This is a genomic window from Streptomyces cinereospinus (genome assembly GCF_042430725.1).
GTDB lineage: Bacteria > Actinomycetota > Actinomycetes > Streptomycetales > Streptomycetaceae > Streptomyces > Streptomyces cinereospinus.
Genome location: NZ_JBHMCY010000108.1, coordinates 1 through 18,181, shown reverse-complemented (window position 1 = coordinate 18,181; position 18,181 = coordinate 1). Strand labels below are relative to the sequence as shown.

General features: G+C 69.3%; 11 protein-coding genes and 2 pseudogenes. 8 read left to right on the top strand and 5 right to left on the bottom strand.

Annotated features, from left to right (window positions below; translation table 11 throughout):
- Positions 1-158 precede the first annotated feature (158 nt).
- A complete protein-coding gene (locus tag ACFF45_RS33395; RefSeq protein WP_381350704.1) occupies positions 159-1,037 on the top strand; it encodes an NAD-dependent epimerase/dehydratase family protein in 879 nt (292 codons plus the stop codon).
- A 252-nt stretch (positions 1,038-1,289) separates the two neighbouring features.
- Entirely contained in the window at positions 1,290-1,652 is a 363-nt protein-coding gene (locus ACFF45_RS33390; RefSeq protein ID WP_381350703.1) for an RICIN domain-containing protein, read from the top strand.
- 101 nt (positions 1,653-1,753) lie between these two features.
- Here ACFF45_RS33390 and ACFF45_RS33385 read toward each other — a convergent pair whose 3' ends face one another.
- Positions 1,754-3,970 carry a glycoside hydrolase family 2 protein gene (locus tag ACFF45_RS33385; RefSeq protein WP_381350701.1) on the bottom strand — a complete coding sequence of 739 codons (2,217 nt, stop codon included), beginning with the start codon at positions 3,968-3,970 and terminating at the stop codon, positions 1,754-1,756.
- Positions 3,971-4,211: 241 nt separating this feature from the next.
- On the opposite strand from ACFF45_RS33385, the gene ACFF45_RS33380 reads away from it, so the two are divergent.
- Positions 4,212-5,885, top strand: a complete 1,674-nt coding sequence (locus tag ACFF45_RS33380) for a glycoside hydrolase family 27 protein (protein ID WP_381350700.1) — start codon at positions 4,212-4,214, stop codon at positions 5,883-5,885.
- Between the two features lie 15 nt (positions 5,886-5,900).
- Here ACFF45_RS33380 and ACFF45_RS33375 read toward each other — a convergent pair whose 3' ends face one another.
- The 3 genes from ACFF45_RS33375 to ACFF45_RS33365 form a co-directional block, all read right to left on the bottom strand.
- A complete protein-coding gene (locus ACFF45_RS33375) occupies positions 5,901-6,152 on the bottom strand; it encodes a P-loop NTPase family protein (protein WP_381350698.1) in 252 nt (83 codons plus the stop codon).
- A gap of 465 nt (positions 6,153-6,617) precedes the next feature.
- The gene (locus ACFF45_RS33370; RefSeq protein ID WP_381350697.1) at positions 6,618-8,147 is read right to left on the bottom strand and encodes a helix-turn-helix domain-containing protein; all 1,530 of its coding nucleotides are present in this window, start codon (positions 8,145-8,147) and stop codon (positions 6,618-6,620) included.
- Between the two features lie 64 nt (positions 8,148-8,211).
- Entirely contained in the window at positions 8,212-8,409 is a 198-nt protein-coding gene (locus ACFF45_RS33365) for a DUF4236 domain-containing protein (protein WP_381350696.1), read from the bottom strand.
- Between the two features lie 336 nt (positions 8,410-8,745).
- Here ACFF45_RS33365 and acnA point away from each other — a divergent pair, with 336 nt between their 5' ends.
- On the top strand, positions 8,746-11,463 hold the full coding sequence (gene acnA, locus ACFF45_RS33360; RefSeq protein ID WP_381350705.1) for an aconitate hydratase AcnA: 2,718 nt from the start codon (positions 8,746-8,748) through the stop codon (positions 11,461-11,463).
- Between the two features lie 378 nt (positions 11,464-11,841).
- Here the strand turns inward: acnA and ACFF45_RS33355 are convergent, their stop codons facing one another.
- Positions 11,842-15,648 carry a GH92 family glycosyl hydrolase gene (locus tag ACFF45_RS33355; RefSeq protein WP_381350695.1) on the bottom strand — a complete coding sequence of 1,269 codons (3,807 nt, stop codon included), beginning with the start codon at positions 15,646-15,648 and terminating at the stop codon, positions 11,842-11,844.
- A gap of 352 nt (positions 15,649-16,000) precedes the next feature.
- On the opposite strand from ACFF45_RS33355, the gene ACFF45_RS33350 reads away from it, so the two are divergent.
- From ACFF45_RS33350 to ACFF45_RS33335, 4 genes and pseudogenes are all read left to right on the top strand, one after another.
- Positions 16,001-16,345, top strand: coding sequence for a hypothetical protein (locus tag ACFF45_RS33350; RefSeq protein ID WP_381350694.1), 345 nt, complete (start codon positions 16,001-16,003; stop codon positions 16,343-16,345).
- The gene (locus tag ACFF45_RS33345) at positions 16,285-16,608 is read left to right on the top strand and encodes a hypothetical protein (protein ID WP_381350693.1); all 324 of its coding nucleotides are present in this window, start codon (positions 16,285-16,287) and stop codon (positions 16,606-16,608) included. Before ACFF45_RS33350 ends, ACFF45_RS33345 begins: the two co-directional genes overlap by 61 nt.
- Before the next feature lie 128 nt (positions 16,609-16,736).
- Positions 16,737-17,334 (top strand): annotated as a pseudogene (locus ACFF45_RS33340) (carbohydrate ABC transporter permease); the annotation flags it as partial.
- A 9-nt stretch (positions 17,335-17,343) separates the two neighbouring features.
- A pseudogene (locus ACFF45_RS33335) lies at positions 17,344-17,999 on the top strand (carbohydrate ABC transporter permease); the annotation flags it as partial.
- Positions 18,000-18,181 lie beyond the last annotated feature (182 nt).

The following is an 18,181-nucleotide window of genomic DNA, read 5'->3' as shown; positions in this document are numbered from 1 at the left end:
CCCACAAGCGCGTTCGCATCAAGCACGCTCGATGATCACAGACTGAGACTCACCGCCACCACCGACTACGGAACAGACCCGTTCGCTACACAGACCCGGCCTGGGTCGCTTCCGATCTAGGCTGGGCTCCACCGCCGTCCCCTGGAACTGGAGTTCTCATGCGTGTCTTCGTCGCTGGCGCCACCGGCGCTGTCGGCAGTCTGCTCGTCCCGATGCTGGTTGAAGCTGGGCACGAGGTCACCGGGACCTCACGGTCCCTGGCCGGGATCGAGCGGATCAGAAGCCTCGGAGCGACGGGATTCCAGGCGGACGCGCTCGATGCGGAAAGACTGCGTCACGCGGTCTGCGCGGCAGCACCGGAGGTAGTGATCCACCAGCTCACCGACCTGTCCAGCGCAGATGGGGCCGCCAACGGCCGAATGCGCCGAGAGGGTACCCGGAACCTGGTCGAGGCCGCGAAGGCGGCTGGGGTCGGCCGGATCGTCGCACAGTCGATTTCCTGGGCGTACGCGCCGGGCGAAGGCCCGGCCGAGGAGGTGGTACCGCTCGACAGCACCGCCGCTCAACCCCGAGCCCAGATGGTGGCCGCCGTCAGGGCCTTGGAGGAGACGGCGGCCGAGCTGGAGACAGCGGTCTTGCTGCGCTACGGCCTGCTCTACGGGCCCGGCACCTGGTACGCACCGGGCGGCGCTTTCGCGGCGGCCCTGGCGAGCGACCCATCGGCGCGCTTCCTTGGGAGCACCGTGGTGAACGACGCGGTGAGCTCCTTCGTCCACGTCGCCGACGCGGCAGGCGCCGTGCTGGCCGCGCTCGACTGGCCAGGCGGGCCGGCCAACATCGTCGACGACGAGCCCGCTCCCGCCCACGAGTGGCTTCCGGCCCTGGCCAAAGCCCTCGGCGCGCCTGCACCCGACCCGGTGGCAGGTCGGCAGGAGTGGGAGCGCGGCGCTCTCAACGTGCTGGCGCGCAGTCGGGGTTGGCAGCCCCAGTGGCCGACCTGGCGGACCGGTTTCGCCGCCCAGCGCGACATCCCGTGAGTTCTCCAGAACTCTGCTGGGGTTCTTCACCACCGCCAGCGCCGACAACATGAGCCTCCTCGACTTCGACCAGGCCGCGGAATGGTCGGGCGAAACGAGAACGCTTCAGGAATTCCGAAGTTGCGTCACAAACTGGCCGAGCATGCAAACGAGGGAGAAGCCCCAGCCAGGGACTCTGGACCCCTGCAGGAGTCACGGGAACTTACGGGATATCGCACATCCGTACTGGCAGAGCTCCAGCGCGAACTGATCGTGGCGAACACCAACGACGGGCTCGCCTCCGCCAGGGCCCGGGGGCGGGTCGGCGGACGCCGACCGAAGCTCACCGAGGACCAGGCCGCGCTCGCCCAACGTCTCCACGACGAGGAGGTTCCGGGCCGTTCCGCGGCCCGAGGGACCCGCATCGACATCTGGACGTGTGACGACGGCACCAACCAGCAGTGGGTGCTGCAGGCCGCCGGCTCGTACACGTCGGCCTCCAACAGGTCCTACGTCCTGGTCAGCCTCGGCAGCGGCTGGGTGATCGACGTGCCCAAGGAGTCCACCGAGCCCGGCACGGCGCTCCAGCAGTGGGCCGCCACCGGCGGAACGCACCAGATCTGGACCCTGAACTGACCGACGAAGCACAACGGGCGGCGGCCCTGGACCCCGGTCGCGGATGCCCGCGACCGGAAGTCCAGGGCCGCCATCGCCGCGCGGCTGTCCCTCTTCCGGGGTCAGTTGCCGGCCAGGCCATCCGTGGCGAGTGTCCAGGTGACGGTGTCGGTGTGTGTCACACCGTCGATGGAGGCGGTGACGGTGACGGTGTTGGGCCCCGGGCGCAGGGTCACGTCGGACCACCTGAAGACGCGGTCCGTGCTTCTGCGCACGGCCAGCGGAACGCCGTTGAGCACGGCGGTGACCTCCGCGGCGTTGGAGTAGACCTTCAGTTCGGTCGCGGCCTGCGTGCGTGTGGTCCAGCGGCGGCTGGTGATGTACAGGGTCGGTGCGGTGGCCCAGTTGGCCTTGTACCAGTAGAAGGCGTCCTTGCGGGTCGACCGGTCGCGTGTGACCAGTCCCTTGTCGTTGATGCCCGGCTGGCCGCCCTCGTTCCGCCCGTCGGCGGCGAAGTCGAACATGTTCCAGACGAAGGTGCCCCAGATGTAGGACCGGGAGGAGAACTGCCGCCAGGCCGCCTCGTGCAGCAGTGCCTGGTACTCCTCCGGGTGCCACTGGCCCCCGGGACTCGGCGCCGGGGGGTTGAGCGCGTGCTGGGTGGTGTTCGCGCCCGCACCGTACTCGGAGACGGCGAAGGTGCGCTGCGGATCGGCCTGGTGCAGTCTGTCGGCCCAGCCCCCGGCGTCGTTGTAGGAGCCTCCGTACCAGCCGAAGTACTTGTTGTACCCGGTGGTGTCGGCATGCGCGGCGACATCGGCGTCGTCCCCGAGGTTGTTGGCGTAGGTACTGATGCGGTCGGGGTCCTCGCTTCGCACGATCGCGGCGAGCTCCGCGAGGAGTGTGTTGGTGGGGCCGTCGTCGGTGCGCTGCTCGTTGCCGATGCCCCAGAAGGCGATCGAGGGGTGGTTGTAGTTCTGCCGGATCAGTTCGCGCAGCTGGTCCCGTGTGCTCGCGGTGAAGCCGGAGGAACGGGTGATGTGATTGACCAGGGGGATCTCCGCCCACACCACGACGCCGGTCGCGTCCGCGAGGTTGTAGTCCTTCTGGTCGTGCTGGTAGTGCGCCATCCGCACCGCCGTGGCGCCCAGCTCCTTGATCAGGGCGAAGTCCTGCGTGTGGTCGGCGTCGCTGACGGCCCAGCCGTCGACGGCGCGGTCCTGGTGCAGATTGACGCCGTGCAGGCTCAGATGCTTGCCGTTGAGCGAGAACCCGGTGGTGGCGTCGAGGCTGAAGCTGCGCAGGCCGAGCGGCTCGGTGACCACGTCCGTGACCGTGTTGGTGGACGCGTCCACGATCTCGACGTGGGCGCGGTACTGGTGGGGGTCGGCCAGGCCGTTCCACAGGCGCGGCCGGATGATGGTCAGCGTCTGCGTGACGTCGAGGCCGCTGTTGGCCCCGATCGTCCGCGGGGCGCTGCTCTCCTCGGCCATGACGGTGCCGTCGGTGTCGGTGAAGACGGCACGCACCACCACGGAGCGGCTGGCGCCGTTGTTGTTGAAGATCCTCGTCTTGACGTCGACGGTGCCGGCGGCGGCCGTGACGCTTCGCTGGCGCAGGTAGACGCCGGGGCCGGCGTAGTCGAGCATGCGCACCCCGAGCCGGTCGACCGCGTGCAGGCTGACGTTGCGGTAGATGCCGCCCTCGAAGGTGTAGTCCGCGTCCAGCGGGGCGATGTCGGGATCGGGTGCGTTGGTCACCTTGACCGCTATCACGCAGTCCCGGCCGGGCTCCAGGACGTCCGTCACACCGAAGCGGAAGCGGGAGTATCCGCCTCGGTGCCGGCCCAGATGGACCCCGTCGACCCAGACGTCGGCGACCTGGTTGGCCCCCGCGAACTGGAGGAAGAGCATTTTTCCCGAGAGGGTCGCCGGCACGGTGACGTGCTTGCGGTACCAACCGACGCCTCGGTAGTAGTTGTTGCCGCCGTTCGCGCCGTCCAGGGCGTTCCAGCTGTGCGGCACGCTGAGCGAGTCCCAGTCGCCGTCGTCGTAGGCGGGCGCGTGCGCGCCGGTGACGTCGCCCTTGTAGAACCGCCAGCCGGAGTTGAGGTTCAGCCGGGTGCGTACGGCCGGCGGGGTGTAGATCTGTGCCGCGACCGGTGCTGCGGCGGCGGATCCGCCTGCGGCGAAGGCGGCGAGGACGCCACCTGCCATGACACCGAGCACCTGCCGTCGGCTGGAGAGTTCTTCCATGGCGTGCCCTCCGTGCGGGATCAGGGACAGGGCTTCCGGGCGGCGGGTCCCCGCGCCGCTCTCGGGTAACGGGTTCAGATTCATGAACCCCAGACTTAGGTATGAACTCGCGGAATGGACGCTAGGGCTGGGCGGGCTGTAGGTCAACCCTGTTGGCAGGGTGCGGCGATGGCTGACGATTCGATCCGCCGGGGGCCTGTTCATGAATGTGAACATGAGGTAAGTGGCGCATCCTCTTGACAGGCCCATTCCGCGGCAGTGTGATGTGTTCGCTTTCGTTTGGCCCTGTGTGTTCTACGTCAGGTACCTCCCCGAGGAGTCGCACATGGTGAGCAAACAAAACACATTCAGACACCGATTCACGGCTTCGGCCGCCTCCCTCGCGCTGGCCGCCGGTAGCCTCACCGGCACCCTCGTGGTGACCGCAGGTGTCACGGCGAGCGTGCAGGTCGCCGCTGTCACCGCGGCGCCGGAGGCCGCGGCCCTGGAGAACGGACTGGCCCGGACCCCTCCGATGGGGTTCAACAACTGGAACACCACCGCCTGCGGGCCGCAGTTCAACGAGGCGATGATCAAAGGCATCGCCGACACCTTCGTCTCGCAGGGCCTCAAGGCCGCCGGCTACAACTACGTCAACCTCGACGACTGCTGGGCCCTGCCCACGCGGGACGCCGCGGGCAACCTCGTCCCCGACCCGGTGCGCTTCCCGAACGGCATCAAGGCCGTCGCGGACTACGTGCATTCCAAGGGCCTGAAGTTCGGCATCTACTCCAGCGCGGGCACCAAGACCTGTGCGGACAACGGCTTCCCCGGAAGCCTCGGACATGAGAGGCAGGACGCCGCCCTGTGGGCCTCCTGGGGCGTGGACTACCTGAAGTACGACAACTGCAACAACACCGGCGTCGACGCGGAGACCCGCTACAAGGCGATGGGCGACGCGCTCAAGGCCACCGGCCGGCCCATCCTCTACAGCATCTGCGAGTGGGGCGTCAACCGGCCCTGGAACTGGGCGCCGGCCATCGGTAACGCCTGGCGCACCACCGGTGACATCAATGACACCTGGGCGAAGATGCTCGAGAACACCCACGAGAACCAGCCGCGGGCACAGTACGCCAAACCCGGCGCCTGGAACGACCCGGACATGCTGGAAGTCGGCAACGGCGGCATGACCGACACCGAGTACCGCACGCACTTCAGCCTCTGGGCCCAGATGGCCGCACCCCTGCTCATCGGCAGCGACATCCGCACCGCCAGCCCCGCCACCCTGACCATCCTGAAGAACAGCGACGTCATCGCCGTCGACCAGGACCCCCTGGGCAGGCAGGGCACCGTCGTCTCCTCCTCCGGCGGACTCGTCGTGATGACCAGGCAACTGGCCAACGGCGACCGTTCGGTCACGCTCACCAACGAGACCGGCTCCACCGCCACCGTCAGTACCACGGCCGCCGCGGCCGGCCTGCCGGCCGCGTCCTCGTACCGGCTCTTCAACCTGTGGTCCAAGGCGGTGTCGTCGACGAGCGGCACGATCAGCGCGTCGGTGCCCGCCCACGGCACGGTGATGTACCGGGTCTCGGCCGGCAGCGGCAGCAGCCTCGGCACCACCCACACCCTGGTCGGCGCCGCTTCCCAGCGCTGCCTGGACGCGGAGGAGGCCGCGACCGAGCCCGGTACGCGGCTCGCGATCTGGGACTGCCACGGCCGTGCCAACCAGTCCGTCACGCTCACCGCCGCCGGTGAGCTGCGCCTCTACGACGGCTCGATGTGCGTCGACGCCCACGACAACGGGACCGAACGGGGCACCCCGGTGCAGCTGTGGACCTGTAACGGCGGGGCCAACCAGCAGTGGAGGCTCAACGCCAACGGGACCATCACCGGCGTGCAGTCGGGACTCTGCCTGGACGTCACGGGCGGGGACAGGCCCGCGGGGACCGTCAACGGCACCCCGCTGGAGTTGTGGACCTGCAACGGCGGCGCCCATCAGCAGTGGATGCTGGGCTGATCTGATCGCCACGGCTCACCGCGGACGCCTCGGCGCCGCGCGGACGGGGCGCAGGATCCGCTCGGTGGCCAGGGTGGGAGTCACCGTGCCCGCCCTGGCCTCCGCTGCGAGCCCGGCGGTGACGCTGCGCACCGCCGGGTGGGCGTGCAGCGCTCCCAGGAGTTCGTCACGCACCCTGGTCCGGATCCGGTCGACCTGCTGGTCACGACGCTCGGCGGCGAGCCGTCGGGTGGAGTCCGGCAGCGTCCGGTGCTGCTCCAGGCGCATCCGGACGGCGTCTCCTCGGCGCTCCAGGATCCGGCCGCCCCGAGGTGCGCGGACAGCCCGCGTTCGTCGCCCGCCGCGAGGGCGGAGCGGACGAGCCGGAGGTCCTCGGGATCGAGTGCCGACGGACCGCTGGGGGACAGGGCCCGCAGACACAGGGTGCGATACCGTCGCGCGCGACGTCGGCCAAGATCGCCGACCGAGATCCACCGCCCGGGGACGGGCGTCGTTCACGCTGCGGAAGTACTCCCACGTCCTGCCCCGCGCCGGCGCACGGGGAAGTTCCGCCATCGACGCGATCTTCGCGTAGCCGTAGCCGTAGCCGCAGCCGTAGCCGGTCGGCAGAGCCTGTGGATCGTGGCCCGCAGCCCGCCGCGGGCCCGAAGTCCCGGACAGGTCCCGCAGATGCCGCCGCACCCCCTGACCCGCTGAATAGCAGGTCAGACAGAGTGCGACGGCATCCGCACATCAAATGTCCCGGAAGATCTCGATCTGCGCCCCGATCAAGTTGAGCCGTTCGGCCAGATCCTCGTAGCCGCGGTTGATGACGTACACGTTGCGCAGCACGGAGGTGCCCTCCGCCGCCATCATCGCCAGCAGGACGACCACCGCCGGCCGCAGGGCGGGCGGGCACATCATCTCGGCGGCGCGCCAGCGGGTCGGGCCCTCGACCAGGACCCGGTGCGGGTCCAGCAGCTGGAGCCGGCCGCCGAGGCGGTTGAGGTCCGTCAGGTAGATCGCCCGGTTGTCGTACACCCAGTCGTGGATGAGCGTCTTGCCCTGCGCGGCCGCGGCGATCGCCGCGAAGAAGGGGACGTTGTCGATGTTCAGGCCGGGGAACGGCATCGGGTGGATCTTGTCGATCGGCGCCTCCAGCTTGGAGGGCCGGACGGTGAGGTCGACCAGCCGGGTGCGGCCGTTGTCGGCGACGTACTCGGGCGTGCGGTCGTGGTCCAGGCCCATCTCCTCCAGGACCGCCAGCTCGATCTCCAGGAACTCGATCGGCACCCGACGCACCGTCAGCTCCGACTCCGTCACGACCGCGGCGGCGACCAGGCTCATCGCCTCCACCGGGTCCTCGGAGGGGGAGTAGTCCACGTCGACGTCGATGGTCGGCACGCCGTGCACGGTGAGCGTGGTGGTGCCGATGCCCTCCACCTCGACGCCCAGGGCCTCCAGGAAGAAGCACAGGTCCTGGACCATGTAGTTGGAGGAGGCGTTGCGGATGACGGTGACGCCGTCGTGCCGCGCGGCGGCCAGCAGCGCGTTCTCGGTCACCGTGTCGCCGCGCTCGGTCAGCACGATGGACCGGTCCGGCCGCACGGACCGGTCCACCACCGCGTGGTACTGACCCTCCGTCGCCGCCACGTCCAGACCGAACCGGCGCAGCGCGATCATGTGCGGTTCGATGGTCCGCGTACCGAGGTCGCAGCCGCCGGCGTAGGGCAGCTTGAAGCGGTCCATGCGGTGCAGCAGCGGGCCGAGGAACATGATGATGGAGCGGGTGCGGCGGGCCGCCTCGGCGTCGATGGAGGCCAGGTCCAGATCGGCCGGCGGCACGATCTCCAGGTCGACGCCGTCGTTGATCCAGCGGGTGCGGACGCCGATGGACCCGAGCACCTCCAGGAGGCGGTACACCTCCTCGATGCGGGCGACCCGACGCAGCACCGTGCGCCCCTTGTTGAGCAGCGAGGCGCACAGCAGCGCCACGCACGCGTTCTTGCTCGTCTTCACATCGATGGAGCCCGACAGCCGGCGTCCGCCGACCACCCGGAGATGCATCGGACCCGCGTAGCCCAGTGAGACGATCTCACTGTCGAGTGCTTCACCGATTCGGGCGATCATCTCAAGGCTGATGTTCTGGTTGCCGCGCTCGATGCGATTGACGGCGCTCTGGCTGGTGCCGAGTGCCTCGGCGAGCTGCGACTGTGTCCAGCCCCGGTGCTGGCGGGCGTCACGGATGAGCTTGCCGATGCGTACGAGGTAGTCGTCTGCCATGAGGCTGAGGTTATCTCAGATATGAGATGGTGCCTCTTGAGGGGGCCATTCGGGTGACGGGCCGTCAACGCTGCCGCGCCGAACGGGTCCGACGCCATCCGAAAGGTCCGGGCAAATCCATCGATGTCGTACGACGTCCGGTGCTGCTGCGGGTGTGCCGTGGTCCGTTCTTGCCGCCCGTCGTGATGGACCAGGAGCGCCGGTTGATGTTCAGTCGCACGCCGGGCAGGATCTGGAAGCTCTTGCGGAACGTCAGCGGCATGTGCGCCTCCCTTCGCTTCGTCGCCGGGCCGTCCGGCTTCTCTTCGGTTACCCCCACTTCGCGCACTGATGGCCGAAGAGGAGTGCTTCGTGGCGAAGGGGCGGGGACGGGGGTGCCGCCGGGCGAAGGAGATCACACGAGTCCGGGCATGACCAGTCGGCCCCCATGTACTAGAGTTATCTCGACATCGAGATATCTGCCTGGGCGCACCGCGGCCATGCGCTGTCACCGGTCTGGCGGTAAGGGTTACCTAACTTAGCCGAACCTCAGCGGATCGGCCAGGACGGCGTGGCGGCAGGATGCGGTGGTACGCGCACATGAATGAAGGAGACTGTCGTGTCGGCGAACAGCTTCGACGCCCGCAGCACGCTGCAGGTGGGCGACGAGTCGTACGAGATCTTCCGCCTGGACAAGGTGGAGGGCTCGGCCCGGCTCCCCTACAGCCTGAAGGTCCTGCTGGAGAACCTGCTCCGCACCGAGGACGGCGCGAACATCACCGCCGACCACATCCGCGCTCTCGGCGGCTGGGACTCGCAGGCCCAGCCGTCCCAGGAGATCCAGTTCACGCCGGCCCGCGTGATCATGCAGGACTTCACCGGTGTGCCCTGCGTGGTGGACCTCGCCACCATGCGTGAGGCCGTCAAGGAGCTCGGCGGCGACCCGGCGAAGATCAACCCGCTGGCCCCGGCCGAGCTGGTCATCGACCACTCCGTCATCGCCGACAAGTTCGGCACCCATGAGGCCTTCGCGCAGAACGTGGAGCTGGAGTACGGCCGCAACAAGGAGCGCTACCAGTTCCTGCGCTGGGGCCAGACCGCGTTCGACGAGTTCAAGGTCGTCCCGCCCGGCACCGGCATCGTCCACCAGGTGAACATCGAGCACCTGGCGCGCACGGTCATGGTGCGGGGCGGCCAGGCCTACCCGGACACCCTCGTCGGCACCGACTCGCACACCACGATGGTCAACGGCCTCGGCGTGCTCGGCTGGGGCGTCGGCGGCATCGAGGCCGAGGCCGCGATGCTCGGCCAGCCGGTCTCCATGCTCATCCCGCGCGTCGTCGGCTTCAAGCTGACCGGCGAGCTGCCCACCGGCACCACCGCCACCGACCTGGTGCTCACCATCACCGAGATGCTGCGCAAGCACGGCGTGGTCGGCAAGTTCGTCGAGTTCTACGGCGAGGGCGTCGCCGCCACCTCGCTGGCGAACCGGGCCACCATCGGCAACATGTCGCCGGAGTTCGGCTCCACCGCCGCGATCTTCCCGATCGACGGCGAGACCATCAAGTACCTGAAGCAGACCGGCCGCTCCGAGCAGCAGCTCGCGCTGGTCGAGGCGTACGCCAAGGAGCAGGGCCTCTGGCTGGACCCGGCCGCCGAGCCGGACTTCTCCGAGAAGCTGGAGCTGGACCTCTCCACGGTCGTCCCCTCCATCGCCGGCCCCAAGCGCCCGCAGGACCGCATCGTCCTGGCCAACGCCGCCGAGCAGTTCAAGCAGGACGTCCGCACCTACGTCAACGACGAGTACGAGGCCAGCAAGGAGTCCTTCCCCGGCTCCGACGCCCCGTCCACGATCCCGAACGGCGCCCCGTCCAACCCGGTCACCGTGACCGCCCCCGACGGCTCGTCCTACGAGATCGACCACGGCGCGGTGACGGTCGCGGCCATCACCTCGTGCACCAACACCTCCAACCCGTACGTCATGGTCGCCGCCGCCCTGGTGGCCAAGAAGGCGGTCGAGAAGGGCCTGACCCGCAAGCCGTGGGTCAAGACCACCCTCGCCCCGGGTTCCAAGGTCGTCACCGACTACTTCGACAAGGCGGGCCTGACCCCGTACCTGGACAAGGTCGGCTTCAACCTGGTCGGCTACGGCTGCACCACCTGCATCGGCAACTCCGGCCCGCTGCCGGAGGAGGTCTCCAAGGCCGTCAACGACCACGACCTCGCCGTCACCTCGGTCCTCTCCGGCAACCGCAACTTCGAGGGCCGGATCAACCCCGACGTCAAGATGAACTACCTGGCGTCCCCGCCGCTGGTCGTCGCGTACGCCCTCGCCGGCTCCATGAAGGTGGACATCACCAAGGACGCCCTCGGCACCGACACCGACGGCAACCCGGTCTACCTCAAGGACATCTGGCCCTCCGAGGCCGAGGTCAACGACGTCGTCGCCAACGCCATCGGCGAGGACATGTTCGCCAAGTCCTACAGCGACGTCTTCGCGGGTGACGCCCAGTGGCAGGCGCTGCCGATCCCGACCGGCAACACCTTCGAGTGGGACCCGCAGTCCACCTACGTCCGCAAGCCCCCGTACTTCGAGGGCATGCAGATGGAGCCGGCCCCGGTCCAGGACATCACCGGCGCCCGCGTGCTGGCCAAGCTGGGCGACTCGGTCACCACCGACCACATCTCCCCGGCCGGCGCCATCAAGGCCGACACCCCGGCCGGCCAGTACCTCACCGAGCACGGTGTGGAGCGTCGTGACTTCAACTCCTACGGCTCGCGCCGAGGCAACCACGAGGTCATGATCCGCGGCACGTTCGCCAACATCCGCCTGCGCAACCAGATCGCGCCGGGCACCGAGGGCGGCTACACCCGCGACTTCACGCAGGACGGCGGCCCGGTCTCCTTCATCTACGACGCCTCCCGCAACTACATCGAGCAGGGCATCCCGCTCGTCGTCCTCGCGGGCAAGGAGTACGGATCCGGCTCGTCCCGCGACTGGGCGGCCAAGGGCACGGCCCTGCTCGGCGTCAAGGCCGTCATCGCCGAGTCCTACGAGCGCATCCACCGCTCCAACCTCATCGGCATGGGCGTGCTGCCGCTCCAGTTCCCGGAGGGCCAGTCCGCGTCCTCCCTCGGCCTGACCGGCGAGGAGACCTTCGCCATCTCCGGCGTCACCGAGCTGAACGACGGCACCACCCCGCGCACGGTGAAGGTCACCACCGACACGGGCGTCGAGTTCGACGCGGTCGTCCGCATCGACACCCCCGGTGAGGCCGACTACTACCGCAACGGCGGCATCATGCAGTACGTGCTGCGCAGCCTGATCCGCAAGTAACGGATCCGGTACGGCGACTGGGCCGCATCCCCGGCTGACGGGGGTGCGGCCTTCGTCGTGCCGCCGCAACCGCGCCGCCGGTGCGTGAGGGCGGACGTCGTGCCGCCGCCGGCACATCGCCCCCGCCCGGCCGGAGCACAGGGTCCCCTCAGCGGACCGGGACGGGACGGGGGACATGGCGACCGTGACCGCCACGCCCGCGGAGTGCGCCGTCCGCGTCCCCGACGACGGCCCCGGCGGCCCGCCCGCCCTCCTGCCCGGTCGCCCCGGGCAACGGAGTCGGTCCCGGTGCGCCGCGGAGGGCGGCCCCCGAACGGCGGAAGCCCGGTCCGCGGGCCGCGACGGACGCGGCCCGCGGACCGGGCGGGCAAGTGAGCCTCAGCGGCCGAGCAGTTCGACCTCCGAGAGCGTCGCCTGCCCACCGGTGACGACCAGGCGGTACTTCTCGTACGCGCCGGCCCGTGCGACCGAGAACGCCCGCGTCTGCCGGTCCCACCGGAAGGACTCACCCGCGCGCTCGTCCAGCGTCCGCCAGGTGCTGCCGTCCGCCGACCCCTGGAGCGTCCACCCGGTCGGGGCCTGCGCCCGGCCGGCGGAGGTGAGCGTGTACTGGACGGCCTCCGCCCGTCCGGACACCGGCAGCTCCACGGCCGTCACGCCCGCGTCCGTGGCCGACGTGTCGTCGAACAGGGCGCCCTCACCCGTGATCAGGTCCGCCCGGGGCGCCGGCACCCGGTCGTCCTGGGTGATGGAGACCGGCGCGGCGTTCCCGCCGGTGCCCCACGCCGACGGCCGCGGCCCCATGTCGAACTCCAGCACCCCGCCCTGGGCGAGCAGCGTGTGCGGCAGCGCCGTCGACGTCCAGTTGCGGCCGTTGACCTTCAGGCCCTGCACGTAGACGTTGCGCGCGCTGTTCTTCGGGGCCCGCACCACCAGGTCCCGTCCGTTCTCCAGGTGCACGGTCGCCTTGGTGAACAGCGGGGAGCCGACCGCGTACTCGCCGCTGCCCATCACCAGCGGGTAGAAGCCGAGCGCGGAGAAGAGGAACCAGGCCGACTGCTCGCCGTTGTCCTCGTCACCGTGGTAGCCCTGGCCGATCTCGCTGCCGGTGTAGAGGCGGGACAGCACCTCGCGCACCTTCTCCTGCGCCTCCCAGGGGCGCCCGGCCGCGTCGTACATGTAGATCGCGTGATGGGCGACCTGGTTGGAGTGCCCGTACATGCCCATCCGGACGTCCCGCGCCTCCGTCATCTCGTGGATGACCCCGCCGTAGGAGCCGACGACCTCGGGCGAGGCGGTCTCGGGCGTCGCGAAGTACTCGTCCAGCTTCTCGGCGAGCCCGTCGCGGCCGCCGTAGAGGTTGGCGAGCCCCCGGCTGTCCTGCGGGGCGGTGAAGGCGTAGCCCCAGCCGTTGGTCTCGGTGTAGTCGTGACCCCACACGCGCGGGTCGTACTGCTCCGAGTCCACGCGCCACCGGCCCGACGCGTCCTTGCCCTGGAAGAAGCCGGCCTGCGCGTCGAACATGTTGACGTAGTCCTGGGCGCGGTCGAGGAAGTACGCCGACTCCTCCTTGTAGCGCTGCTCGCCGGTCTCCTGGTAGAGCTTGGCGCCCATCCGCGCGATGCCGTAGTCGTTGAGGTAGCCCTCCAGCGCCCACGACAGGCCCTCGTGGGTGTCGGTGCCGGTGTAGCCGAGGAAGGGCGAGGTCGCCATGCCCTTGCGGCCCACGCCCGAGGACGGCGGCACGACGGTGGCGTTCTTCACCGCCGCGTCGTACGCCGCCTCCGCGTCGAAGTCGACGCCCTTGACGTACGCGTCCGCGAAGGCGACGTCCGAGGAGGTGCCGGTCATCAGGTCCGCGTACCCCGGCGACGACCAGCGCGAGGTCCAGCCGCCGTCCTTGTACTGCTGCACGAAGCCGTCGGCCATCTCGCCCGCCTGGCGCGGCGTCAGCAGCGAGTACGCCGGCCAGGTCGTCCGGTAGGTGTCCCAGAAGCCGTTGTTGATGTACACCTTCCCGTCGACGATCTTCGCGCCGGTGCGGGTCGGGGTGTCCTGGCCGGTCATCGGGGAGAACGGGGAGGCGTACTGGTACTCCGTGCCGACCTTCTCGAAGCCGGAGTTCGGGTACAGGTACAGCCGGTACAGGCTGGAGTACAGCGTGGTCAGCTGGTCCGGCGTGGCGCCCTCGACCTCGACCTTGCCGAGCAGCCGGTCCCACTGCCGCTGCGCCTTCGCCTTCACCGCCTCGAACGAGGTGCCCTCGGGGATCTCCTGGCGCAGATTGTCCCTGGCCTGGTCGACGCTGATCAGCGAGGTCGCCAGGCGCAGCGTGACGGTGCGGTCGGCGCCCGCGTCGAAGCGCAGGTGGCCCTGCACGCCGCTGGCCGAGCCCTCCGTCACCGGCTTGTCGAAGGTGCCGTAGACGAACAGCCGGGTGGCGCCGGTGGACAGGCCCGACTTCACGTCCGAGTAGCCGGTCACCACCCCGGCCGCCGTGTCCAGGGTCAGACCCGCCTGGTCGGTCACGTTGTCGAACAGGACGCTCGCGTCGTCGCCGGGGTAGGTGAACCGGAGCATCGCCGCGTGGTCCGTCGGGGTCATCTCGGCCTTGAGGCCGTTCTCGAACCGCACCCCGTAGTAGTGCGGCCGCGCGACCTCGTTCTCGTGCCGGAAGGCCAGCGCCCGCGCCGTCCGCCCGAGGTCCGGGGTGCCGGCGGCGGCGGACGGCATCACCTGGAAGGTCTGCCGGTCGCCCATCCAGGGGCTCGGCTCGTGGCTGGCACTGAACGCCTGGACGGTCGGCAGGTTGTCCGCGTTGTTGCCGCGGGCGTAGTCGTACAGCCAGCTCAGCGACCCCGCGTTGGTGACCGGGGTCCAGAAGTTGAAGCCGTGCGGCACGGCGGTCGCGGGGAAGGTGTTGCCGCGCGAGAAGCCGCCGCTGGAGTTGGTGCCGCGGGTGGTGAGCGCGTAGTCCGACAGGTGCGCCTTCGGCCTCTCGGGCGCCTTCACCGCCAGGGCCACGTCGTCCACCCAGCCGCGGAACTTCGCCGGGCCGGCGGGGGAGTCGTACGCCACCAGGATCCGGTCGACGGTCCGGCCGGCCGCCACCGAGCCGATCCGGGAGACGACGTTGTTCCACTGGTTGACGTACAGCACCTTGGCCTCGCCCTGCCCGCGCCCGGAGAGCCGGAAGCCGTGCTGGTCCAGCGCCCCCAGCTCGCTCAGGTAGGTGCCGTCGGTGAAGGCGAGGTCGACGGAGACGTTCGTGGCGTCGTAGTCCCGGTCCCCGTCCGCCATCGAGGGAAAGACGCGGTACGAGAGTTCGGTGTCGCGGCCGACGGCCACGTCGACGTCGAAGATCTTGTTGAAGGAGTACGCCCGGCCGTCCGCGGTGTGCCGGCCGGCGTAGCGCAGGGCCCGCTTGCCGGTGAAGCCGGCGCCCGCCTTCGCCGTCGGCGAGCCGCTCGGGCCCCGGTCGACCAGTGACAGCATGTCCTGCGGGACCGGTCCGTCACCGCCGCCGGTGGAGAACTGCACGTCCGCCAGTTGCAGGATGCCGCCGCCGTGGTTGGCGGTGACGTCCAGCCGGTAGTAGCGGAACTCGGCGGCGGCGGTCGCCGCGATGTCGTACGTCTTGGTCTGCAGACGGGTGGAGAAGGTTTCGCCGGAGCGGGTGTCGAGCGTCGTCCACTCCTCGCCGTCGGCGGAGCCCCGCAGCGTCCAGTCCGCCGGGTCGCGCTCGGCGTGGTCGTTGGCCGAGGTCAGGGCGTACCGGGCGAGCCGCACCGGTGCGTCCAGGTCGAACTCGGCCCAGCCGGTCGACGTGAACGTCAGCCACTTGGTGCTCGGCTCGGTGTCGACGAGGTTCTCCTTCACCTCACCGCCGCCCGTGTTCTCGCCGCTCGCCCGTACGTCGGTGACATGGTCGGTCACGTTGCCCGGGATGCCGCTGCTGTACCCGCCGTCCACGCCCGAGGCCCGCTTGCCGCCGTCCGGTGCGGTGTCGACGGTGTTCAGCCAGTCCGGTGCCGGCTGGCCGGTCTCGAACGAGGAGGTGAACTCCCGGTCCACGGCCGGCGCCTTCGGCAGGGCGACGGCCACCCCCTGCGAGCCGGCGGCCATGACGAAGGCGGCCGTTGCCACGACCGCCGTACTCCATCTGTGTCGCACTCTGTGCCGCATCCGCCAACACCCTCCCGAACCTGTGGACAACGTTGTCAAACGATGTGTGCAGGGACCAGTAGTGCCCAAGTGGTCGATGCTGTCAAGGGTGTTGACCGAGCCGAAGAGGCCTGCGTGCCGCGTGTTTTTCCGGCGGGCCGCCCGTGGGTGACGGGTATTTCCGCGAGGTCTCCACTCGGAAAAGACCCATGGCGAACCCTGTACTCGATCTTGCCCCGTCGGCGGGAAATGGACTACACCTGTCGGCGATTCGGTGATGCGCGCCTCCCGCACGACCCTGCTTGACCGCACGCGGTGCCGAGGAGAAACCGGTTCACCGCCTGAGTCCCGTTCAGAAGGCGAGGACTTGAGCATGGGATCCCCATCCGCCAGGAATCCCGGCGCCGAAGGCGTCGGCCGCCGGACACTGATCAAGCGGTCCGCCGCACTCGGCCTGGCCTGCGTACCCGCGACGGGCCTGGTGTCCACGTGCGCCAGCGGCGGCGGAGGTGACGACTCGTCCGACGACACCCAGGGCAGGACGTCGAAGGACAGCCCCTTCGGCGTAAAGGACGGCAGCAAGCCCGACGTCGTCATCTTCGAAGGCGGTTACGGCGACGACTACGCCAAGGCGTGGGAAGCCGCGTTCCGGAAGAAATGGGGTGTCACCTCCACCCGCACCGGAACCCAGGAGATCACCGGGAGGCGAACTCGCTGACCATCCTGCAGGACGGCGTCGACCCCGGTGTCCGGCTGCGGCCGGGTACGCAGTCCGCGGTCGAGGCGTCCAGGGCGGCCGGGGAGAACACGTTCCGGTTCCTGTACACGGAGTGGTACGGCGAGATGGACACCGCGATCCAGAACGCGTCCAACGAACTCATGGCGCAGCGGATTCAGCCGAGGGAATGGCAGAAGCGGGCGCAGGCCGCCGTGGACGAGGCCGCCAAGGATCCGGCGGCCAAGAACAACCGTCGGGAGTAGATCCGGGCGAGTGCCGTGGTGGTGCGGTGAAGTGCGGATGCTGGCCCGGTGCAGCCCGTCGTGCAATTCCCCGCGCCCCTGCGGGCGTTGCAGTGGCCGTCGGTGAAGAGCTGGCGGCAGGGACGCCAATGCGTAAAGGGCAGTACCGGTTCGTCGCGGGATTCCTTCTCGTTCCCGCGGCGCTTTATCTGACGTTCGTGATCTGGCCGTACATCCAGACGTTCGGGTACTCCCTGACCGACGAAAAGGGGCAGTCGCAGACCTTCTCCTTCGTCGGGCTGGACAACTACAAGGCGTTGCTCCAGGACAACATCTTCAGGGACGCCGTCTGGCACAGCATCCTGTTCCTGGTCTTCATCCCGGTGATCACCATCCTGCTCGCGCTGTTCTTCGCCTGCATGCTGAACGCGGGCGGACGCAGCCGGGCCGGCGGGGTTTCCGGTGTGGCCGGATCCGGCTTCTACCAAGTGGTGTACTTCTTTCCGCAGGTGCTGTCGCCGGCGATTCTCGCGGTGCTGTTCGGCGCCGTGTACCGCAGTGACAGCGGCGGCATGCTCAACGGCTTCCTGGTGCGACTGGGCCTGGTCGACGCCGGGCGATCCCGTCGAGTGGCTGAACGGACCCGACGTCGTGCTGTGGGCGCTGATCCTGGTCGTGGTCTGGCACGGCGTCGGCTTCTACCTGGTGCTGTTCTCCGCCGCGATGCAGTCCGTCCCGCGCGACGTGTCCATCGCCAACACGGTGGCCGTGCTCGCCTTCTCGGTGCCGCTGACCATGCTGCTGGGCTCGATGGCCGCGTACGTCCTGGCCCGCTACCCGTACCGGGGCAACCGGCTGCTGTACTACTTCTTCGTGGCCGGTGCGGTGTTCCCGGTGTTCCCGGTGTTCCCGGCCCTGGTCCCGCTGTTCTTCATGGTGCGGCGGCTGGACCTGCTCAACACCTACCAGGGGCTGATCCTGGTGTACGTCGCCTACTCGATGCCGTTCACCGTGTTCTTCATGCACGCCTTCTTCCGCGCACCCTGCCGACGGCGGTGTTCGAGGCGGCGATCCTGGACGGCGCCTCGCACACCCGGGCCTTCTTCCAGGTCATGCTGCCGATGGCCAGGCCGGGCCTGATCAGCGTGGGCATCTTCAACATGCTCGGGCAGTGGAACCAGTTCATCCTGCCCACGGTCCTGATGCAGCCGCAGAGCGGTGACGACCCCGAGCGCTACGTCCTCACCCAGAGCCTGGTCCAGTTCGAACAGCAGCAGGGCTACGCCTCCGACCTGCCGGTGCTCTTCGCGGGGGTGACCATCGCGATGATCCCGATGCTGGTCGTGTACCTGTCCTTCCAGCGCCAGGTCCAGGCGGGGCTGACCTCGGCAACCCTGAAACAACGGACGTAACCCTCCGTCACCGTTCGCACGCGCGCCGCTCCCGCCCGAGGTGGCGGTGCCCGCGCTGTGCGCATGGTCCCGGAAACTGTTCAACCTCTTGACGGGAGGCACCCCGTGCGGCTCAGCTTAGAGTTCACTAGTACTCCAGTCTGACTTCGCGATCTTGTCGCGGACCCGGCTGGGAACGGGTA

Excerpts from the sequence above, each read along its gene's own strand:
- ACFF45_RS33380 (WP_381350700.1), top strand. The coding sequence starts at position 4,212 with ATGGTGAGCAAACAAAACACATTCAGACACCGATTCACGGCTTCGGCC.
- ACFF45_RS33370 (WP_381350697.1), bottom strand. The coding sequence starts at position 8,147 with ATGGCAGACGACTACCTCGTACGCATCGGCAAGCTCATCCGTGACGCC.
- ACFF45_RS33365 (WP_381350696.1), bottom strand. The coding sequence starts at position 8,409 with ATGCCGCTGACGTTCCGCAAGAGCTTCCAGATCCTGCCCGGCGTGCGA.
- ACFF45_RS33395 (WP_381350704.1), top strand. The coding sequence starts at position 159 with ATGCGTGTCTTCGTCGCTGGCGCCACCGGCGCTGTCGGCAGTCTGCTC.
- ACFF45_RS33345 (WP_381350693.1), top strand. The coding sequence starts at position 16,285 with ATGGGGTGTCACCTCCACCCGCACCGGAACCCAGGAGATCACCGGGAG.
- ACFF45_RS33350 (WP_381350694.1), top strand. The coding sequence starts at position 16,001 with ATGGGATCCCCATCCGCCAGGAATCCCGGCGCCGAAGGCGTCGGCCGC.
- ACFF45_RS33355 (WP_381350695.1), bottom strand. The coding sequence starts at position 15,648 with ATGCGGCACAGAGTGCGACACAGATGGAGTACGGCGGTCGTGGCAACG.
- ACFF45_RS33375 (WP_381350698.1), bottom strand. The coding sequence starts at position 6,152 with ATGCGCCTGGAGCAGCACCGGACGCTGCCGGACTCCACCCGACGGCTC.
- ACFF45_RS33385 (WP_381350701.1), bottom strand. The coding sequence starts at position 3,970 with ATGAATCTGAACCCGTTACCCGAGAGCGGCGCGGGGACCCGCCGCCCG.